Origin of the sequence: Halobaculum magnesiiphilum, from assembly GCF_019823105.1 — an archaeon.
Lineage (GTDB): Archaea > Halobacteriota > Halobacteria > Halobacteriales > Haloferacaceae > Halobaculum > Halobaculum magnesiiphilum.
In genome coordinates, this window is sequence record NZ_CP081958.1 from 185,325 (window position 1) to 202,217 (window position 16,893).

Below are 16,893 nucleotides of genomic sequence, written 5' to 3' on the forward strand. Positions count from 1 at the left end.
GTCAGTCCCCGCCGCCGGTGTCCGACCCACCCGAATCTGTCGAACCGTTCGGGTTCGTTGAATCGTCCAGTTCCGGCGAGTCGTCCGGGTCCGTCGAGCCTCCCGGGTCCGTCGGGTCGTTCCGATCCGCCGACCGATCCCGATCCGTCGGGTCGTCGCCGGCGGGGCCAACGGCTCGGTCGTCGTCCGCGGTTGGGCCGGTTGGGCCGGTTGGGCCGAGGTCAGCCGGATCCGCCGTGTCCGATCCGAGCGCTTCGCCCTCCGTGCCGTCCTCGGCCTCCTCGATCCGGGCCATCACGCGGTCGGCATCGGCGTAGTACTCGTTGACGAGCGCGGTGAACCGCCGGTAGTCGGTGACGCCGCGGTCGTGGAGGTGTTCGAGGAACCGTCTGCGGTCGCGAAGCTCCGACAGCAGCTCCGCCCGGCTCCACCCCCGTTCCGATTGGATCTCATCGAGCAGCGAGGAGTCCCGGCTGGCGAAGCTGTCCGACCCCGCCTCCCACTCGAACACCGACGAGTAGTCCAACTCGCCGGTCCGCTGGTCGATCCCGCCGATCTCGCCGACGGTCTTCGCGCGGCGCACCCTCCCGCCCTCGAAGCGGGCGAGCGTCTGCACCGACAGCAGGTCCAGCGACCGGACCATCGCCCGCGGGACGTTGATCGGCTCGTTCTCCAGGCGGTTGATCACGGTCTCGATGGAGTCCGCGTGCATCGTCGAGAACGTCGTGTGGCCGGTGTTCATCGCCTGGAACAGGGTGAGCGCCTCCTCGCCGCGCACCTCGCCGACGATGATGTATTCGGGACGGTGCCGGAGCGCCGAGCGCAGGAGGTCGTACATGTCGATGTCCTCGCCCTCGCCCATGCGCTCGCGGGTGACCGACGAGAGCCAGTTGTCGTGATACAGCGACAGCTCGCGGGTGTCCTCGATGGTGAGCACCTTCGAGCGCGGCGGGATGAACATCGACACCGCGTTCATCGAGGTGGTCTTCCCCGAGGCGGTGCCGCCGGCGAAGATGAGGCTCTTGTTGTGCTCGATGCACAGCCAGAAGTAGGCCATCTGCTCGATCGAGAAGGTGCCGTACTCGATCAGGTCGATCGGCGTGAACGGCTCCTCGGCGTACTGGCGGATGGTGAACGCCGACCCGCGCGGGGTGACCTCCTCGCCGAGCGCCAACTCGGCGCGCGAGCCGTCCGGGAGCGTCGTCTCGACGATGGGATCGCCGACGGAGATGTGTCGGCCCGACCGCTGGGCCAGGCGGATGACGTAGTTGTCGAGTTCGTCGGGGCCGAAGACGACGTTCGTCTCGATGTCGCTGTACTCGTCGTGATAGACGAAGATCGGGAGGTCGTAGCCGTCACACGAGATGTCCTCGATGTGTCGGTCCGACAGGAGCGCGTCGACCTTCCCGTACCCGCGGAAGTCGCGCCGGAGGTAGTACGACAGCGCGTGAAACGTCGACATCGACGCGTCGACGCCGTACTGTTCCAACAGCGCCGCAAGCTCGTCGCGAAGGGTCTCGTCGTCGGCCTCGTTCGGGTCGTCGCGGAACAACAGCGGGTCGCGGATGTCGTCGACGACGCGCTGGAGCAGCTCGAACTCGAAGTCGTCGAGTTCGGGTTCGACGACGTGGTAGACGTGGTTGTCGTCCTCGGTGTCGTAGGTGACGACGACGTACGCGTACGGGGCGTTCACCCAGTAGCGGTCGACCTCCTCGTGGTCGGGGGGCGGGTCGAACGACGCCAGCGGGCCGTCCTCGCCCGGGAGGAACGGCCGAACGTCGAGGTCGGCGCCCCTGAGCACCTCGATCGTCCGTTCGAGGCGCCGCCTGAGCGTCGACAGGGGGCTGTCCTCGGCCGTGGCGTCAGCGGCGTCCCCCGACATCGGTTACTGGTTGTCGTAGGGAAGTCCGGTACTTAACTTCACCACCGGCGCTCACAGATCTGATACCGTCGCGGTCCGCCCCGACGAACGGGACCCGACGTCACCGTTCTCGGTCCGTTCGTCGCGTTCCTCAGTTCACTCGGTCCGCCCGCAGGAGCACGCCGCCGAGCACGAGCTGGAGCACGGCGCCCACCGGGATCGACACGCCGGGGATCCCGCCGCCGATGCCGAAACCGATCCCGAAAAAGCGCTCCGGAAGCAACACAGAGGCGACGAGGAACAGCACGGCGGAGGCGACGAGCAGGCCGCCCAGCACGTCGACGGGATCGACGCCCCACGACTCGGCGCGCTCCTCCTCGCGGTAGTAGTACACGGAGATCACGAGCGCGACGAGATACACGGCTGCGCCGACGAGCCAGAGCCCGTAGGCGACCTGCACGGAGGTGCCCGACTGGAGGAGGAACGCCGACACCGGCGAGGAGACGCTCGTCGCCCGGACGAACGGGAGGCCGAAGGCGTAGCGGATCTGAAACAGCGGGAAGCGGACGAACAGCACCGACCCCCCGGCGACGGCGCCGTAGAACACGTTCCACGGGAGCAGCGCCGCGACCCACGTCGAGAGGACGGCCAGCTCCCCCGCGTACTCCGATCGGACCCAGACCATGTTCCCCGGAGCACGCCCCGCCGAAATAAATCGATTGGACCGTCGACCGCGCGGACGGGGGCCCACAACCGTCGTACGTTCCCGGGGCGTTACGTACTTACACACCGATCCCGTACGACCGTTCACGGAATGAGGCGCGACTACTTCGAGTTGACTGTGGAGCACATCGACTGGGTCGAGACCGACGCTGATCCCGCCAAGCCCCACGTATATATCGACTTTCACGGCCAGGAGGACCTCCTCCGGGAGCGCCTCACCGGGACCGACGGCGAGCTGCTCGACGCCGGGGAGACCGACGTGGCGTTCCGGCTCCAGTCCGACCACGAGCGCGACCCCGAGGCGACGGGCGTCGTCGGGGTGACGAACCGCCACACCGGCGATTTCGTTCTCGAACTCAACGAGTCCGCCGACGACGTGCTCCGGTTCATCCGCGCGGCCCGCGAGTACGGCCGCGCCAGCGACGGCGACGGCCGCTACCGCGTCGAGATCGACGTCGACGGCGACCCCCTCGTCACCTACGAGAAGGAGACGTTCCTCGTGTACGACGCCGAGGGGAACCTGCTTCGCCACGAGAGCCTGATCCCGTCCGGCGTCGAACTCTGACCCCGGGGCGACGTCGTCGAGGGGGTCACCGCGTTCGTCGCAGCGTGTAGTTCGTCTCCGGATACGCCTCGCCGCCGATCGTCGTCTCCGCCTCCCCCGTCCGTTCGAAGCCGAACGATCGGTAGAACTCGTTTCCGGGCTCGTTCTCCCTCAGCACCGTCGCGTGGATCCGGTCGACGCCGCGGTCGAACAGGTCGTCGCGGACCCGTTCCAGCAGCCGACGCCCACGTCCCTCGCCACGGGCGTCCGGGTGGACGTACAGCCGGAGGACGTGACCGGCGCCGGCGTTCCCGTCGACGACGCCGTGGGCGAATCCGACGATTTCCTCGGCATCGGCGGCGTCGGCAGTGGTGTCCTCGCCGCGCTCGGCCACGTACAGCAGCTCGTCGTCGGCCTCGACCGCTCCCCGGACGCGGGCGGGATCGTACCACTCCTCGACCCCGGACTCGACGCTCTCCCTGCTGAGGATCGACGGGTAGTCCGCCTCCCACGAGTCGCCGGCGATCCGCCGGATAGCGTCCGCGTCGCCGACGGTCGCGCGTCGAATTGTCATATGGTATCATACCGCTCCCTCGACGTATCCGTTTCGGCTGTCCGTCCCGCCTGCCTCACGGCCGAGCGCGCGAACCGGAAGCGCCATGTGGCTCAGACGGCCAACGAGTGTCCGTGAAGAACGTCACCGACCGCGTCTCGAACCCCTTCGGGATGGACCCGGGCTGCGAGCGGTTCGTCCCCGGGTACGGCGACGCGAACGCCGACTTCCACGTCGTCGGCGACCACCCCGGCGCTCACGGGGGCCTCGACACGGGCGTCCCGTTCACCGGCTCGCCCGCCGGGGAGCGGTTACTCGACGCGCTGGTCCGCGCCGGGCTATTGGAGTCGGCGGGCGACGCCCCGGTCGTCGACTCGACGTACCTCTCGTATCTCCACATGTGCGAGGCGACCGGCGACCGCCTCGGCCCCGACGGGGCGCCGACACAGGCCTCGTACGACGACATGGAGCGGTTCTTCGACGCCGAGCTTCGCGCCATCGCCGCCCACGTCCTGCTTCCGGTGGGCGAGCGCGCGACCCGACACGTGCTGGAGCAGTACACCGCGCAGGCGCACAAGACCCCGATCGTGATGGACGACCTTCACGGCCGCGAGATCCGCGGCTCCGGCTGGCTCGTCCTCCCGGTCAAGGAGCCCGCCGAGTGGATCCCCGGCGCCGGCGAGGCCGCCGAGTCGACCCGGGCGGCCGGCGCGACCGACGGCGGCGACGCGCCGGCTCCCGGCAACGCCACCGCCTCCGGCGACGCCGACCGGCTGATCGAGTCGCTCGCGACACTCCGGGCGACGGATTACCGGCGCGAGTCGGATCTCGGGCGGTTCATCGCCGGCTCGGACCCGTACCTCGTTCGGTGACCGTCGAGCGGACCGTCTCGCCGTTCATCGCTCGTCGGGGCTCCGGAACGTTTTCGGGCTCCGCCCCGACTATTCCGGCGGATCGGCGGCGGGAAACTCCACCGTGACCGCGGTACCCGTCTCGTCGATGTCGAAGGAGACCCGTCCCCCGGATTCCTCCGTGATCCACACGACGAGCCACAGCCCCAGTCCCGACGAGTGGGTGACGGCCGTCTCGGCCTCGGTCTGGAACGTCCGAAGCTCCTGACTGGGGATCCCCGGGCCATCGTCGGCGACCGTCACGGCGACGTACTCGCCTGATTCTCTGACGGTGACCTCGATGCCCGGTCGCTCGCGGTGGCTGTGTTCGATCGCGTTCTCGATGAGGTTCACGAACACGGTGTCTATCAGTCCGGTCGCGGTGATCCACGCCGACTCGGGGGCGTCGACGGTGACCTGCGGGTTCACGGACGGGTACTCCATGGCGAGCCCCTCGACCTGCGCGCGCACCAGCCCGGCCACGTCGAGTCGCGATCTGGCGGACACGTCCACGTCCAACGTCGCCTCGACGTGGCGAACGGTTTCCGCGCGGTCGAGCATCGTCTCGGCGGCGCCGGTGATCCGGTCGAGCGCGGTCGTCGCCTCGTCGTCGGGGGCGTCCTCGGGCGCGTCGCTCCCGGCTGCCTCTCGTCTGAGGCGGTCTTCGATCAGTTCGGTGTACCCCAGAACGACGTTCATCTCGTTCCGGAGGTCGTGTCGGAGGAGCCGGTTCAACACACCCACCCGCCGGCGAAGCCGGTGTTCGTCGGTCGCGTCGCGGAAGGTGAGAACCCGGCCCGCCAGCTCGGGTCGGCCGAACCGGGAGACGTGAAGGTCGTAGTGGCGTTTCCCCTCGTCGGTCATCCGGGTGAGACGCGTCGTCCCGCTCGCGTCAACGTCCGTGGCCGTGTCCGTGTCGGCCGCGACCTGATCGTCCTCGTCTGCGACCAACTCATCGCCGTCTGCGACCCGATCGTCGTCTGCGACCCGATCGTCGTCTGCGACCTGGTCGTCGCCGTCGGCGGCGATCGACTCGTCGACCCGAGCGGCGATTTCCGGATCGAGCGCCTCGATCGGCTCGCCGATGGCGAGCTCCTGATCGACCCCCATCGCGTCGGCCGCGGTTCCGTTACACTCGACGACGACGCCGTCGCTATCGACGACGACCACCCCCTCGGTCGCGCCGTCGACCGCGACCTCGCGTGCGATCGCCCGCGGGGCGGCCGACGGGTCCGCGGCGTCGCCGTTCCCGTACCGGACGGCGGCGGCGGAGGCCCACGCGCCGGCGGACGCCAGGACCGCGGCGACGGCGCCGCGCAGGCGGTCGCGAACGGACCGCCGGGTCATCGACACCCACCTCGGCTGCCCCGGGCTCCTGCGTTCCGGTGTGGCCGACCGCGACGATGACTGGCGCGCTGTACGGTGAACACTCGCGGGTACTTCCCGTGTTCCCGTCCGTGAAAAATGTACGTGTCGCCGCGAGGGCTGGCAGATCTTGCAACGGGTGGCGGATCGTCCCCCGTCGCGGTCGCCGTGATCCGAGTCGGAAGGGTTCTTGCCACGGGGGAGCCCATCCGTCGGCATGGAACGGATCCGTCTCACCAACACCGTCTTCGAGGGGCTGAACAACGTGTACGTGCTCGACGGCCCCGCCGACGGCGGTGACCCGGACGAACTCGTCCTCGTCGACGCCGGCGTCGCCCTCCCCGAGGTTCGCGAGCAGTTGGCCGACGGCCTTGCCGACCTCGGGTACGGGATCGCGGACGTTGACCGCGTCCTGCTCACGCACTGGCACGCCGACCACGCCGGCCTCGCGGGCGCGATCCAGTCGGAGTCGGGCGCGACGATCCACGCCCACGAGGCTGACGCGCCGCTCGTCGCCGGCGACGAGGACAGCCTCCTGGAGGAACGACGGCTCCAGGGCGAGAAGTTCCGCGAGTGGGGGATGCCGGAGGGGCCCCGCGCCGAGCTCGTCGACTTCCTCGAGGGCCACGCCGACCTCGGGGGCGAGCCGTGCGACGTGGAGCCGTTCGCCGACGGCGAGGAGTTCGCCGTGAACGACCGCACCCTCGAAGCCGTTCACCTTCCCGGACACGCAGCCGGGCTCACGGCGTTTCACGACCCCGCGGCCGACGAGGCGTTCGTCGGCGACGCCATCCTCCCGAAGTACACCCCGAACGTCGGCGGCGCGGACGTTCGCGTCGAGGCCCCCCTCGCGAGCTACGTCGGGAGCCTGCTGGAGTTGATCGACCTCGATCCAGGGACGGCGTGGCCGGGTCACCGCGACCGCATCGACGACCCCGCGGGGCGGGCGGCGACGATCCTCCGGCACCACGTCGAGCGCACCGAGAACGTCGTCGACGCGCTCGCCGACCTCGGCCCGTCGACGCCGTGGGAGGTGAGTGCCGCGCTGTTCGGCGACCTCCACGGGATCCACGTCCTTCACGGCCCGGGCGAGGCGTACGCCCACCTCGACCACCTCGCCGAGGCCGGCGTGGCCGAGCGCGACGGAACGCGCTACGCCCTCGTCGACGCCGACCCGGACGTGTCGGCGCTGTTCCCCGATCCGGGGATCGACCGCGTGGTCGAGTGGGCCGGGGAGTGACCGCCCGGGTCGCGAGCGCCGGAGGCGACGATCCGGTCGGACCCCCGGTGACGACCCGACACGGCGGCGACGACCCCACCCGCCGGCGACGAGACGGCGACGCGCGAATCCGCGGAACACAAGCTTGAAACGCGCCTGCGGCGAACGCTCCGGCAATGGAACTTCGCGTCATCGACAAGACGGACGAGGAACTCCGCATCGAGATCGCGGGCGAGGACCACACGTTCATGAACGTCCTCAAGGGGCAGCTCCTCAGGGCCGACGGCGTCGCCGCGGCGACGTACGACATGAACCCCGAGCAGTCCGGCGGTCAGACCGAGCCGATCCTCTCGATCAAGACCGAGGACGGGCTGGACCCGCTGGACGCCCTCGAACAGGCCGCCACGGGCGTCTCGGACAACCTCGAAACGCTGTACGACCGGATCGAGGCCGCCTTCGACGACGCCCCGGCCGCCGAGGCCTGAGCCGGGACCCGTCGCAGTCCGTTCCTTCGTTCTCGCTCGGTGCTCGTTCCGTGCTCGTCGGGCAGCGTCTCGCTCTTCGGAACCGCCACGTCGATCCAGTTCTCCGCCGGGACGAGCGGGCGCTCGATCGGCTCAGAGCCGGACGGGGACGCCGTGCTCGTCGAGGTAGCGCTTCACCTCGTCGATGCCGTACTCGTCGAAGTGGAAGATGCTCGCCGCGAGCCCCGCGTCGGCGCCGGCCTCGACGAACACCTCCTCCATGTCCTCGGGGCCGCCACAGCCGGAGGAGGCGATCACCGGCGTCGACACGGCGTCACACACCGCCTTCGTGAGCGGGATGTCGTAACCGTCCTTCGTGCCGTCGGCGTCGATTGAGTTGACGAACAGCTCCCCGGCGCCGCGCTCCTCGGCCTCCGTCGCCCAGGTGACCACGTCCATCCCGGTTCCCTCCCGCCCGCCCTTGACGGTGCACTCGAACCAGCACTCCTCGGTCTCGCCGTCCTCGCGTTCGATCTCGACGTAGTGGTCGCCCTCGTCGTCGAACCGCCGCCGGGCGTCGACAGAGATGACGATGCACTGGCTGCCGAACGCGTCGGCGCCCTCGGCGATCAGTTCGGGGTTCTCGATGGCGCCGGAGTTGATGGACACCTTGTCCGCCCCCGCCCGCAGCGTCTCCTTGATGTCGGCTTTCGTTCGGATGCCGCCGCCGACGGTCAGCGGGATGAAACACTCGTCGGCGACCGCCGACACGGTATCGAGCATCGTCTCGCGCCCCTCCGCGCTCGCGGTGATGTCGAGGAAGACGAACTCGTCGGCGCCGACCTCGTTGTACTTCTTCGCCATCTCGACGGGGTCGCCGGAGTACTCCAGGTTCTCGAAGTTGACGCCGGTGTAGACGGCGGCGTTCCCGTCGTCGTCGAGATCGACGTCGATACACGGGATGATCCGCTTCGTGAGGGTCATACGTTCGATAGCCCCGAACCGGGTTTCATCGTTTCGCCTGTCGGCGTGGGCGCCGCCACACCGCGAGGCGACTGCGCCCACTTCATCGTTCGTGATTCACCCGGACCCCGCTGTCCGGCTCACTGCTTCCAGCCGGCGACGGTTCCGCCGCCGTACAGCCGATCGCGAATGCGGGTGACGACCGAGTGGAGGAGGACGAACAGCACGAACACGTACGCGAGACCGACCACCGCCTGCGCCATCGGCTCGACCCGAGCGGCGACCGTCGGGAGGACGTACCGGAAGTAAAGGTACCCCCCGCCGACGACGCCGCCGAGGCTGATGGCGGCGACGCTGACGGCGTAGCAGACGAAGACGGACCACCAGATGGCCTCGGCGACGTACTCGTTTCGCTGTGCCGACCGCCGGACGAATCGGAGGAGCGACGTGTGTCCTCGGGGGACCATGCAGTCGTGTGCAGGTGTCCGTGTCAAAACCCTGATGGCCGTCGGGGCGGAGGGGCGGCCCTCCCGGCCCCGGGCGCGCGCCGCGGACCACGACGGATTAAGTACCAGCGCGACGCCCCCTCGATCACGAACCATGGCCGACCACCACGAGCACGACCACTTCAAGGAGTTCGACTACGAACGCGTCACCTCGCCGATGCAGGAGATCACGAGCGGACAGGCGGCCACCGGCGCGATCGTCGCGCTCGTCGGCATCCTCGTCACCTTCGTGGTGCCGCTGTTGCTGGTCTAACTTCGGATCATTCGGTCCCGTTCACACGGACGGTGACTGCGCCGTCCGTGCCGGATGCCGTGGCGCGCCTCACGAACCGCTCGTCCCCGAGCAGCAGCACGACCGTCCCCGGCGCGGCGCGAACGAGCCGCACCGTCGACGCGTTCGCCGGACGGTCCGCCCGCCACGTCTCGAACGCCGCCGCGAACGCCGTCGCGTTGGAGGCGTCCTCAAATCGGATCGCCCACGCGTAGCCGGTGTGTGTCGACCCGTCGTCGGCGTGCGCGACGAACCGCCGTCGCACGTCGTTGTCCCAGCCGTGTGCGGCATCGGCCGCCGTCGGCTCGTCGACGCTCGTTTCCAACAGCGTGCGGACGAACAGCTCCCCGTAGGTGTCCCTCGCCCGTCCGTCGCTGGTCCACCCGTCCCCCGGCGCATCGCGAACGGCCAGCGCCGCGAGCGGCTCGCTCCCGGGCGGGCGGTCGTGGAGCAACTCCTCGGCCGTGCGGGGCGGATCGGCGTACACCACGCGAACCTCGCCGGGATCGGACACGCGCGCGTCGACGTAGCGCGCGCCGGCGAGATACGGCGCGGTCCCGAGGCGCGTCGCCGGCGAGCCGTTCGCCGCTCGCGCGCGCAGCGGCTCTGTCGGCGTCGGTGCCTCCGGCGCGTACCTGCGGACGTACTCCCCCTGCACGTACGTCGCCGACCCCTCGACGATCGCCGCCCGGAGCAGCCGCGAGGCAGTCGATCCCGTCGGCGTCGCCGCAGTTCCCTCAAGGTTCTCGAACGCGCCCGTCCGGAACTGGACGACGTGAACCGACTCGTGGGCCAGCGTCGACTCCGCGCCCGCGGCGTCCGCGAGGACCGCCTCGTTGACGACGACCGCCTCCGGCGACGCGACGTACGCCGCCGCGGTGAGCGCGCGCCCGCGCTCGGCACCCACCCGGAAGCCGAGCAGCCGGTAGAACTTCGGATACGCGCTCCCGCCAAACTCCATCGACTCGTTCGGCTCGATGCGGACGACCGACGGCGGTTCGACCGTCGGCCGGTCCACCGTCACCGCGACCCGGGCGAACACCAGCGGGTACTCGACCGGCAGCGACCCGCCCGACACGCGAACGTCGTACCCGTCCGCGAGCGCCCGGGGCGACGGCGAGGCAGTTTCCGACGTGTTCGCGGCCGTACCGTCCGCGCCCGGCGACGACTGCGGCGACGGCTGCGGCGACTCTGCCGGCGGCTGCGCCGACTGTGGCGACTGTGCCGACGGCGTCGACGGTGACACCGTGGATATCGTGGCATCCGGCGATCCCCCGCTCGTCGTGTGGCGGTCCGAGACGGCGGGGTCGCCCTCGGTCGTCGCCGGGGGGACCGCGGGGGCCGCACAGCCGCCGATGACGAGGAGGGCTGCGAGGAGGAGGGCACGGATCGACACGACGTATTGTCAACGTGAGAACCAAAAAGCGCTCGTTCGATTCTCACGATGTCACGTCCCTGGAACGGCCGACCGGTCCGTCGACGCAGGCCGTCAGTCCAGTTCGCGCTCGATGACCGACCGGAGGTCGCGGATCGACCCGGCGTCGCGCGTCAGTTCCGAGTCGCCGACCGAAAGCGAGAGCGTCCCGTCCGCGGTCGCCTCGCCGATCTCCTCGACCGGCGCGACGCCGTCGAATGCTGCCCGGACCGCGTCCGGGTCGGCCGTCTCGATCACCGCGCGACCGGGGCTCTCGTCGAACAGCGCGAGCGCGTCGTCGAGCGCGACTTCGGCGCCGGCGTCGTCGGTCACCATCTCCGCGAGCGCGACCGCGAGTCCCCCGTGACTCACGTCGTGCACCGCGAGGGTGTCGTCGCCGTCGGCGACCGCCGCGAGCGTCTCCACGACCGCCGGCGCGTTCTCCGGAAGGGCGGGGAAGCGGTCGCTCCCGCCCGCCTGCGCGAGATACTCCGAGCCGCCCAGCGCGCCGCCGGCGGCGCCGACCGCGAGCACGCTCCCCTCGCCGGCGAACGCCGCCGGGGGCGCGTCGAAGCCCGCCTTCGTCCCGATGACCGCCAGCGTCGGCGTCGGCGGGATGGGGCCGGCGACCGAGTCGTTGTACAGCGAGACGTTGCCGCCGACGACAGGCATCGAGAGGTCCGCGCACATCTCGGCGAGGCCGTCGACGGCGGCCGCGAAGCCGCCGTACACGTCCGGCTTCTCCGGGTTGCCGCCGTTGAGGCAGTCGACCGCCGCGAGGGGGGTCGCGCCCTTCGCCGCGAGGTTCGTCGCGTTCTCCAGCGCGACTGCGCGGGCGCCCTCGTACGGCGCCGCCTCCGTCCACCGCGGCTCGGAGCCGGAGGACAGCGCCAGCCCGACCGGGTCGCCGCCGTCGGTTTCGGCCTCGCGGATAGCCATCACCGCGGCGTCGTCGCCGGGGAGCACCGAGGTCCGGACGCCGACCTCGTGGTCGTACTGGCGGTACACCCAGCGCTTGCTCGCGGTGTTCGGGTGGCCGACGACGGCGTCGAACGCCTCGCCGAGCGCGTCCGGATCGGGCTCCTCGTCCGCGACAAGTACGGGGAGGTCGCGCTCGGGCCGGCTCGGCCCCTCGCGGTCGAGGTCGTTCATCGGCGCGCCGTCGGCGAGGTACTCGGCGGGCGCGTCGACGACCGTCTCGCCCTCGAAGGTGCACACGTAGTTGCCGTCGGTCACCTCGCCGATGACCGAACAGCCCAGGTCGAACCGCTCGGCCAGCTCGGCGACGCGGTCGGTGTCCTCGGGCCGGACCTCGTACACCATGCGCTCCTGGCTCTCGGCCAGCAGGATCTCCATGGCGTTCATGTTCGGCTCGCGCTGGTGGACGCGGTCGAGGGCGATATCGGCGCCGAGGCCGCCCTTGGCGACCAGCTCGGAGGACGCGCCCCCGAGCCCGGCCGCTCCCAGGTCGCGCGCGGCGACGAGCAGTCCCTCGTCGACGAGCGCCTCGTTGCACTCGATGAGTCGCTTCTCGGCGTACGGGTCACCGACCTGAACGGCGGGGCGGTCCTCCGTCTCGGCATCCTCCGCGAGGTCCTCCGAGGCGAAGGAGGCGCCACCGAGGCCGTCGCGGCCGGTAGCGTTGCCCACGAGCACAAGCGCGTTGCCGGGCGTCTCGGCCGTCGCCGTGACGAGCCGATCCGGCGTCGTCAGCCCGACGCAGGCGACGTTGACGAGCGGGTTCCCCTCGTACCCGTCGTTGAACGCGACGGAGCCGGCGACCGTGGGGACGCCGATGCAGTTGCCGTAGTGGCTGATCCCCTCGACGACGCCCTCGAACAGGTACCGCGAGTGCTCGCGGTCGAAGTCGCCGAAGTACAGCGAGTCTGCCAGCGCGATCGGGTACGCGCCCATCGACATCGTGTCGCGGACGATGCCGCCGACGCCCGTGGCGGCCCCGTCGAAGGGGTCGACGTACGAGGGGTGGTTGTGGCTCTCGATGCCGAGCGTGGCGTACGTGTCCTCGTCGAGCGCGACGACCGCGGCGTCGTCGCCGGGGCCGATCACGACGTCCTCGGACTCGCTCTCGAAGGCGCCCAACAGCGGGCGCGACGAGCGGTACGCGCAGTGCTCGCTCCAGAGGTTCTCGAACAGCGCGGCCTCGGCTCGGGTGGGCTCCCGTCCGAGTTCCGCCTCCACCAGTTCGCGGTCCGCGTCGGCGAGGGGCATTCACGAGTACGGTCAACATCGCCGCTCAAATGGCTTTCTATGTGCACGGTCGTGCGTATCCTCGTCGGGCGCGACGGAGCGGCCGATCGGACCGGATTCCTTTTCTACGGTCCACGAGTATCCGCGACCGTGCTATCGGTCGAGCTGCACAGTCACTCCGCGCTCTCACACGACGGCCGCGACCCGGTCGACATGCTCCTCGAACAGGCGGCCGCGGTCGGGCTCGACGCGCTGGCGGTTACCGACCACGACGAACTCGATGCGAGCCTGGAGGCCGCCGATATGGCGGACGACTACGGGCTCGTCGGTATCCCGGGCATGGAGATCACCAGCGCCGCCGGTCACGTGCTCGCGTTCGGTATCGAGGAGCTGATCCCCGCCGGCCTCGACTACGACGAGACGCTCGACCGGATCCACGACCAGGGCGGCCTCGCGGTCGTCCCGCACCCGTTCCAGAAGTCCCGCCACGGCGTCGCCCCCCACATCACCGACGACCAGTTGGCGACCGCCGACGCGATCGAGGTGTACAACTCCCGGCTCCTCACGGGCCGTTCGAACCGACAGGCGGAGACGTTCGCGGTGAACCGCGGGCTCCCGATGACCGCCGGAAGCGACGCGCACATCGCCGAGATGGTGGGGCAGGCCGTCACCGAGGTGGGCGCCGACGAGCGCTCGGTCGACGCGATCCTCGAGGCGATCCGTGACGGCCGCACGAGCGTGGTCGGCAAGCGGACGCCGTGGTACATCTCCTTCCGGCAGGCCGCCGGCGGCGCCAAGCGCCGGATCGGCCGCCGCGTCGCCGACTTCCTGTGACTCGCGAGCGTCGACCCGGGGTGACGGACTTCGACGGCGACGGAGACGCCGCGGACCCCGCGGTCGTCCGCGCCGCGCTCGCGGACGGCGACCCGCTGCCCGGAACCGACGGGTTCGCGGGCGTCGTCGACGGGACGCTCGTTCGCGACGTGCTCGGTCGTCGGCCGCTGTTCGTGGACGCCGACGACCCGGACCGCTGGAGTCGCAGCCCCGACGGTCTCGAACGCCCGCGATCGCTTCCGGCGGGACACGCGCTCGACGGCGACGGCGAGCGACGCGTCTGGGCGCTTCCCGACCCCGATCCGCCGGGCGACGAAGCCGCGCTCGGCGCGGTCGCCGACGCAGTCGACACGAGCGTTCACGCGGTCGACCCCGACGGCCTCGCGGTGGCGTTCTCCGGCGGCGTCGACTCGGCGGTCGTCGCCGCCGGCGTCCCCGGGGCGCCGCTGTACGTCGCCGGCTTCGAGGGCGCCCACGACGTGGCGGCCGCTCGCGACGCCGCCGAAGCGATGGACCGCGACCTGCGGGAGGTCAGCCTCTCGCACGCGGATCTCGAACGCGCCGTCCCCGAGATCGTCGCCGCGACCGGACGGCGCAACCCGATGGACGTGGCGATCGCGCTCCCGCTGTATCTCGTCGCGGAACGTGCGGCCGCCGACGGCTACGACCGCCTCGCCGTCGGTCAGGGTGCCGACGAGCTGTTCGGGGGCTACGCGAAGCTGGTCGACCCGGCCGATGACCCCCGAGTCGACGCCGACACCGTCCGGGGTGCCCGCCGAGAGACGGTCGCGACGCTCCCCGACCAACTGGAGCGCGACGTGCTGGCGCTGCGGGCCGCCGGCGTCGAGCCCGTCGCGCCGCTGCTGCACGACCGCGTCGTCGCCGCGGCGCTGGCGCTGCCCGGACACCTGCTCGTCGCCGACGGCGAGCGGAAGGTGGCGCTGCGCGCCGCCGCCGAGGGACTCGTCCCCGAGCGCGTCCGCTCGGCGGAGAAGAAGGCCGTCCAGTACGGCACCTACGTCTCGCGAGAACTCGACCGCCTCGCCCGACAGGCGGGGTTCAAACGGCGGATGGACGACCACGTCGGTCGCTACGTCGCCGACCTATGCGGCGAGGAGTACCCGCCGGATGGCGACGCGTAGACGCCGCTCGCGGACGAACGATGGCTGACAGGCGACACGACCTCACGGGACACCGCCGGGCGACGCGGTGTCGCACACCCGCTGTGCGCCGCCCGTCTTGGGTCACTCGATGGCGGCTGTAGTCCCGGCTTCCCCGAAGAAGGTTCGCGGCGACACCGGTGCAGTCGCTCCGCGAACCGACGGCATCGATCGCCCACACCGACTTCCGTTCGTTACTCCTCGCTCGCGGCGGCGACGGTCTCGATGGCCTCGATGCCGATCCGCGTGGTGTCGCTATCGATGTCGCTCCCGCGGAGGTCCTCGGGGGTGTACCACGCCCAGGCGTCGGCGCCGACCTCGTCGTCGCCGTTCGGATCGATCCGGCGGCCGTCGACGGCGGCGAAGTAGATCGAGTCGATGTGCTGGTGACCGACGGTTCCGTCGTCGTGGACGTCGATGTCGTACAGCATCGTGTGCCGGGGGGCCGGGAGGGTCTCGCCGGCGGGTGCCTCGATATCGGGCGTGTCGTCGACGAGCGTCGGATCGAGGCCGGTCTCCTCGCGTGCCTCGCGCAGCCCCGCCTCGTGGGGGAGTTCGTCGCGGTCGACGTGGCCTCCAGGGGGGATGCGGATCCCGAGTTTCGGGTGTTCGTGCAGCGCGGTCGCGCCGTCGTGGACGAGATAGACGGTCGCGGTGAAGTGGCGCGTGGTTTCCATACCCGTGGCTGGCGGGTGGGTGGCTTCGACGTTACGAAAGCGCGAGCGCGTTCGGGGCCGACGAGAGAGACGCCAGAATCAGCCGAGCTGGACTTCTTCCTCGGCTTCCAGCAGCTCGTGGTAGCGGTTCCGGATGGTGACCTCCGAGATGTTCGCCACCTCGCTCACCTCGCTTTGGGTCACCTTCTCGTTGGTGAGCAGCGACGCGGCGTAGACGGCCGCGGCGGCGAGTCCCACCGGCGACTTGCCCGAGTGGACGCCCTCCTGTTTTGCCGTCTGAAGGAGCTGTCTGGCGCGACGCTCGGACTCGTCGGACAGGTCCAGGTCGGAGGCGAACCGCGGGACATAGCTCTCGGGGTCGGCCGGCTGGATCTCCAGCTTCAGTTCGCGGACGACGTAGCGGTACGTCCGGGCGATCTCGTCCTTCTCGACGCGCGAGACGTTCGTGATCTCGTCGAGGCTTCGAGGTGTCCCGGCCTGTCGAGCAGCCGCATACAGGCTCGCGGTGGCGACACCCTCGATGGAGCGGCCCGGGAGGAGATCCTCGTCGAGCGCGCGACGATAGATGACGGAGGCGGTCTCGCGAACGTTGTCCGGGAGTCCGAGGGCGCTCGCCATGCGGTCGATCTCGCCGAGCGCCTGCTTGAGGTTGCGCTCCTTGGAGTCGCGCGTGCGGAAGCGCTCGTTCCAGGTACGCAGGCGCTGCATCTTCTCGCGCTGGCGGCCCGACAGCTGGTTGCCGTAGGCGTCCTTGTCCTGCCAGCCGATGTTGGTCGACAGCCCCTTGTCGTGCATCATGTTGGTCGTCGGGGCGCCGACGCGGGACTTCTCGTCCTTCTCCTTGGAGTCGAACGCGCGCCACTCCGGCCCGTGGTCGATCTCGTCCTCCTCGACGACGAGGCCGCAGTCGCGACACACCGTCTCGCCGCGCTCGGTGTCGTTCACGAGGTCGCCGCCGCACTCGGGACACTCGAGCTGTTCTCCCTCCGACTCGGACGCCGACTCGTCCTCGTCGATGGTGGCCGTACTCGATCGGTCGTCCGTGTAACTTCGGACGTTCTCACTCATTGTGGGGTTGGGGAACGAAAGCCAGAGAGGCGTCTCTCTGCCTGGTTCGCTGTACCCATTGCAGGTTCGCAAGCCACTTATACCTGCTGGCGGATTACGACGGGGCGTCCGTGAAAATCTACCCGACGGCGACGGGGTCGGATCGCGCCGATCCGATCGCGGCGAACCGTCCG

17 protein-coding genes are annotated in these 16,893 nt (G+C 70.4%); 7 read left to right on the plus strand and 10 right to left on the minus strand.

The genetic code is table 11. The features are described 5' to 3' along the window. Position 1: 1 nt before the first annotated feature. Both K6T50_RS01015 and K6T50_RS01020 read right to left on the minus strand, forming a co-directional pair. A complete protein-coding gene (locus K6T50_RS01015) occupies positions 2 to 1,882 on the minus strand; it encodes a type II/IV secretion system ATPase subunit (RefSeq protein WP_222607599.1) in 1,881 nt (626 codons plus the stop codon). Between the two features lie 130 nt (positions 1,883 to 2,012). Beyond that, positions 2,013 to 2,546 carry a DUF7549 family protein gene (locus K6T50_RS01020; protein WP_222607600.1) on the minus strand — a complete coding sequence of 178 codons (534 nt, stop codon included), beginning with the start codon at positions 2,544 to 2,546 and terminating at the stop codon, positions 2,013 to 2,015. 129 nt (positions 2,547 to 2,675) lie between these two features. Here K6T50_RS01020 and K6T50_RS01025 point away from each other — a divergent pair, with 129 nt between their 5' ends. Then, the gene (locus K6T50_RS01025) at positions 2,676 to 3,149 is read left to right on the plus strand and encodes a DUF5793 family protein (RefSeq protein WP_222607601.1); all 474 of its coding nucleotides are present in this window, start codon (positions 2,676 to 2,678) and stop codon (positions 3,147 to 3,149) included. A 25-nt stretch (positions 3,150 to 3,174) separates the two neighbouring features. Here the strand turns inward: K6T50_RS01025 and K6T50_RS01030 are convergent, their stop codons facing one another. Then, a complete protein-coding gene (locus K6T50_RS01030; RefSeq protein WP_222607602.1) occupies positions 3,175 to 3,702 on the minus strand; it encodes a GNAT family N-acetyltransferase in 528 nt (175 codons plus the stop codon). A gap of 113 nt (positions 3,703 to 3,815) precedes the next feature. On the opposite strand from K6T50_RS01030, the gene K6T50_RS01035 reads away from it, so the two are divergent. Continuing rightward, positions 3,816 to 4,553, plus strand: a complete 738-nt coding sequence (locus tag K6T50_RS01035; RefSeq protein WP_222607603.1) for a uracil-DNA glycosylase family protein — start codon at positions 3,816 to 3,818, stop codon at positions 4,551 to 4,553. 69 nt (positions 4,554 to 4,622) lie between these two features. Here K6T50_RS01035 and K6T50_RS01040 read toward each other — a convergent pair whose 3' ends face one another. Beyond that, positions 4,623 to 5,918 carry a sensor histidine kinase gene (locus tag K6T50_RS01040; RefSeq protein ID WP_222607604.1) on the minus strand — a complete coding sequence of 432 codons (1,296 nt, stop codon included), beginning with the start codon at positions 5,916 to 5,918 and terminating at the stop codon, positions 4,623 to 4,625. 235 nt (positions 5,919 to 6,153) lie between these two features. On the opposite strand from K6T50_RS01040, the gene K6T50_RS01045 reads away from it, so the two are divergent. After that, the gene (locus K6T50_RS01045) at positions 6,154 to 7,176 is read left to right on the plus strand and encodes an MBL fold metallo-hydrolase (RefSeq protein WP_222607605.1); all 1,023 of its coding nucleotides are present in this window, start codon (positions 6,154 to 6,156) and stop codon (positions 7,174 to 7,176) included. A 155-nt stretch (positions 7,177 to 7,331) separates the two neighbouring features. Then, the gene (locus tag K6T50_RS01050) at positions 7,332 to 7,640 is read left to right on the plus strand and encodes a DNA-directed RNA polymerase subunit L (RefSeq protein WP_222607606.1); all 309 of its coding nucleotides are present in this window, start codon (positions 7,332 to 7,334) and stop codon (positions 7,638 to 7,640) included. Positions 7,641 to 7,772: 132 nt separating this feature from the next. Here K6T50_RS01050 and hisF read toward each other — a convergent pair whose 3' ends face one another. Both hisF and K6T50_RS01060 read right to left on the minus strand, forming a co-directional pair. Further along, positions 7,773 to 8,603 carry an imidazole glycerol phosphate synthase subunit HisF gene (gene hisF / locus K6T50_RS01055; RefSeq protein ID WP_222607607.1) on the minus strand — a complete coding sequence of 277 codons (831 nt, stop codon included), beginning with the start codon at positions 8,601 to 8,603 and terminating at the stop codon, positions 7,773 to 7,775. 119 nt (positions 8,604 to 8,722) lie between these two features. Beyond that, entirely contained in the window at positions 8,723 to 9,049 is a 327-nt protein-coding gene (locus tag K6T50_RS01060) for a hypothetical protein (RefSeq protein WP_222607608.1), read from the minus strand. Positions 9,050 to 9,182: 133 nt separating this feature from the next. Here K6T50_RS01060 and K6T50_RS01065 point away from each other — a divergent pair, with 133 nt between their 5' ends. Beyond that, positions 9,183 to 9,341 (plus strand): DUF7550 family protein, encoded by a 159-nt coding sequence (locus K6T50_RS01065; RefSeq protein WP_222607609.1) that lies wholly within the window; start codon positions 9,183 to 9,185, stop codon positions 9,339 to 9,341. Between the two features lie 7 nt (positions 9,342 to 9,348). Here K6T50_RS01065 and K6T50_RS01070 read toward each other — a convergent pair whose 3' ends face one another. Beyond that, positions 9,349 to 10,755, minus strand: coding sequence for a hypothetical protein (locus K6T50_RS01070; RefSeq protein ID WP_222607610.1), 1,407 nt, complete (start codon positions 10,753 to 10,755; stop codon positions 9,349 to 9,351). 93 nt (positions 10,756 to 10,848) lie between these two features. Then, a complete protein-coding gene (gene purL / locus K6T50_RS01075) occupies positions 10,849 to 13,002 on the minus strand; it encodes a phosphoribosylformylglycinamidine synthase subunit PurL (protein ID WP_222607611.1) in 2,154 nt (717 codons plus the stop codon). A 129-nt stretch (positions 13,003 to 13,131) separates the two neighbouring features. Here purL and K6T50_RS01080 point away from each other — a divergent pair, with 129 nt between their 5' ends. Both K6T50_RS01080 and K6T50_RS01085 read left to right on the plus strand, forming a co-directional pair. Beyond that, positions 13,132 to 13,815, plus strand: a complete 684-nt coding sequence (locus tag K6T50_RS01080) for a PHP domain-containing protein (RefSeq protein WP_222607612.1) — start codon at positions 13,132 to 13,134, stop codon at positions 13,813 to 13,815. Positions 13,816 to 13,835: 20 nt separating this feature from the next. Beyond that, on the plus strand, positions 13,836 to 14,957 hold the full coding sequence (locus K6T50_RS01085) for an asparagine synthase C-terminal domain-containing protein (RefSeq protein ID WP_222607613.1): 1,122 nt from the start codon (positions 13,836 to 13,838) through the stop codon (positions 14,955 to 14,957). Positions 14,958 to 15,169: 212 nt separating this feature from the next. Here K6T50_RS01085 and K6T50_RS01090 read toward each other — a convergent pair whose 3' ends face one another. Together K6T50_RS01090 and K6T50_RS01095 are read right to left on the minus strand one after the other, a co-directional pair. After that, entirely contained in the window at positions 15,170 to 15,652 is a 483-nt protein-coding gene (locus K6T50_RS01090) for an NUDIX hydrolase (RefSeq protein WP_222607614.1), read from the minus strand. A gap of 78 nt (positions 15,653 to 15,730) precedes the next feature. Next, complete coding sequence (locus K6T50_RS01095; RefSeq protein WP_222607615.1) at positions 15,731 to 16,720, minus strand: transcription initiation factor IIB; 990 nt, start codon at positions 16,718 to 16,720, stop codon at positions 15,731 to 15,733. Positions 16,721 to 16,893: the final 173 nt, after the last annotated feature.

What these genes read in the sequence shown, in the direction of transcription:
- K6T50_RS01025 (WP_222607601.1), top strand. Translation starts at nt 2,676, where the DNA reads ATGAGGCGCGACTACTTCGAGTTGACTGTGGAGCACATCGACTGGGTC.
- K6T50_RS01065 (WP_222607609.1), top strand. Translation starts at nt 9,183, where the DNA reads ATGGCCGACCACCACGAGCACGACCACTTCAAGGAGTTCGACTACGAA.
- K6T50_RS01045 (WP_222607605.1), top strand. Translation starts at nt 6,154, where the DNA reads ATGGAACGGATCCGTCTCACCAACACCGTCTTCGAGGGGCTGAACAAC.
- K6T50_RS01095 (WP_222607615.1), bottom strand. Translation starts at nt 16,720, where the DNA reads ATGAGTGAGAACGTCCGAAGTTACACGGACGACCGATCGAGTACGGCC.
- K6T50_RS01015 (WP_222607599.1), bottom strand. Translation starts at nt 1,882, where the DNA reads ATGTCGGGGGACGCCGCTGACGCCACGGCCGAGGACAGCCCCCTGTCG.
- K6T50_RS01050 (WP_222607606.1), top strand. Translation starts at nt 7,332, where the DNA reads ATGGAACTTCGCGTCATCGACAAGACGGACGAGGAACTCCGCATCGAG.
- purL (WP_222607611.1), bottom strand. Translation starts at nt 13,002, where the DNA reads ATGCCCCTCGCCGACGCGGACCGCGAACTGGTGGAGGCGGAACTCGGA.
- K6T50_RS01060 (WP_222607608.1), bottom strand. Translation starts at nt 9,049, where the DNA reads ATGGTCCCCCGAGGACACACGTCGCTCCTCCGATTCGTCCGGCGGTCG.
- hisF (WP_222607607.1), bottom strand. Translation starts at nt 8,603, where the DNA reads ATGACCCTCACGAAGCGGATCATCCCGTGTATCGACGTCGATCTCGAC.
- K6T50_RS01040 (WP_222607604.1), bottom strand. Translation starts at nt 5,918, where the DNA reads ATGACCCGGCGGTCCGTTCGCGACCGCCTGCGCGGCGCCGTCGCCGCG.
- K6T50_RS01020 (WP_222607600.1), bottom strand. Translation starts at nt 2,546, where the DNA reads ATGGTCTGGGTCCGATCGGAGTACGCGGGGGAGCTGGCCGTCCTCTCG.
- K6T50_RS01090 (WP_222607614.1), bottom strand. Translation starts at nt 15,652, where the DNA reads ATGGAAACCACGCGCCACTTCACCGCGACCGTCTATCTCGTCCACGAC.
- K6T50_RS01030 (WP_222607602.1), bottom strand. Translation starts at nt 3,702, where the DNA reads ATGACAATTCGACGCGCGACCGTCGGCGACGCGGACGCTATCCGGCGG.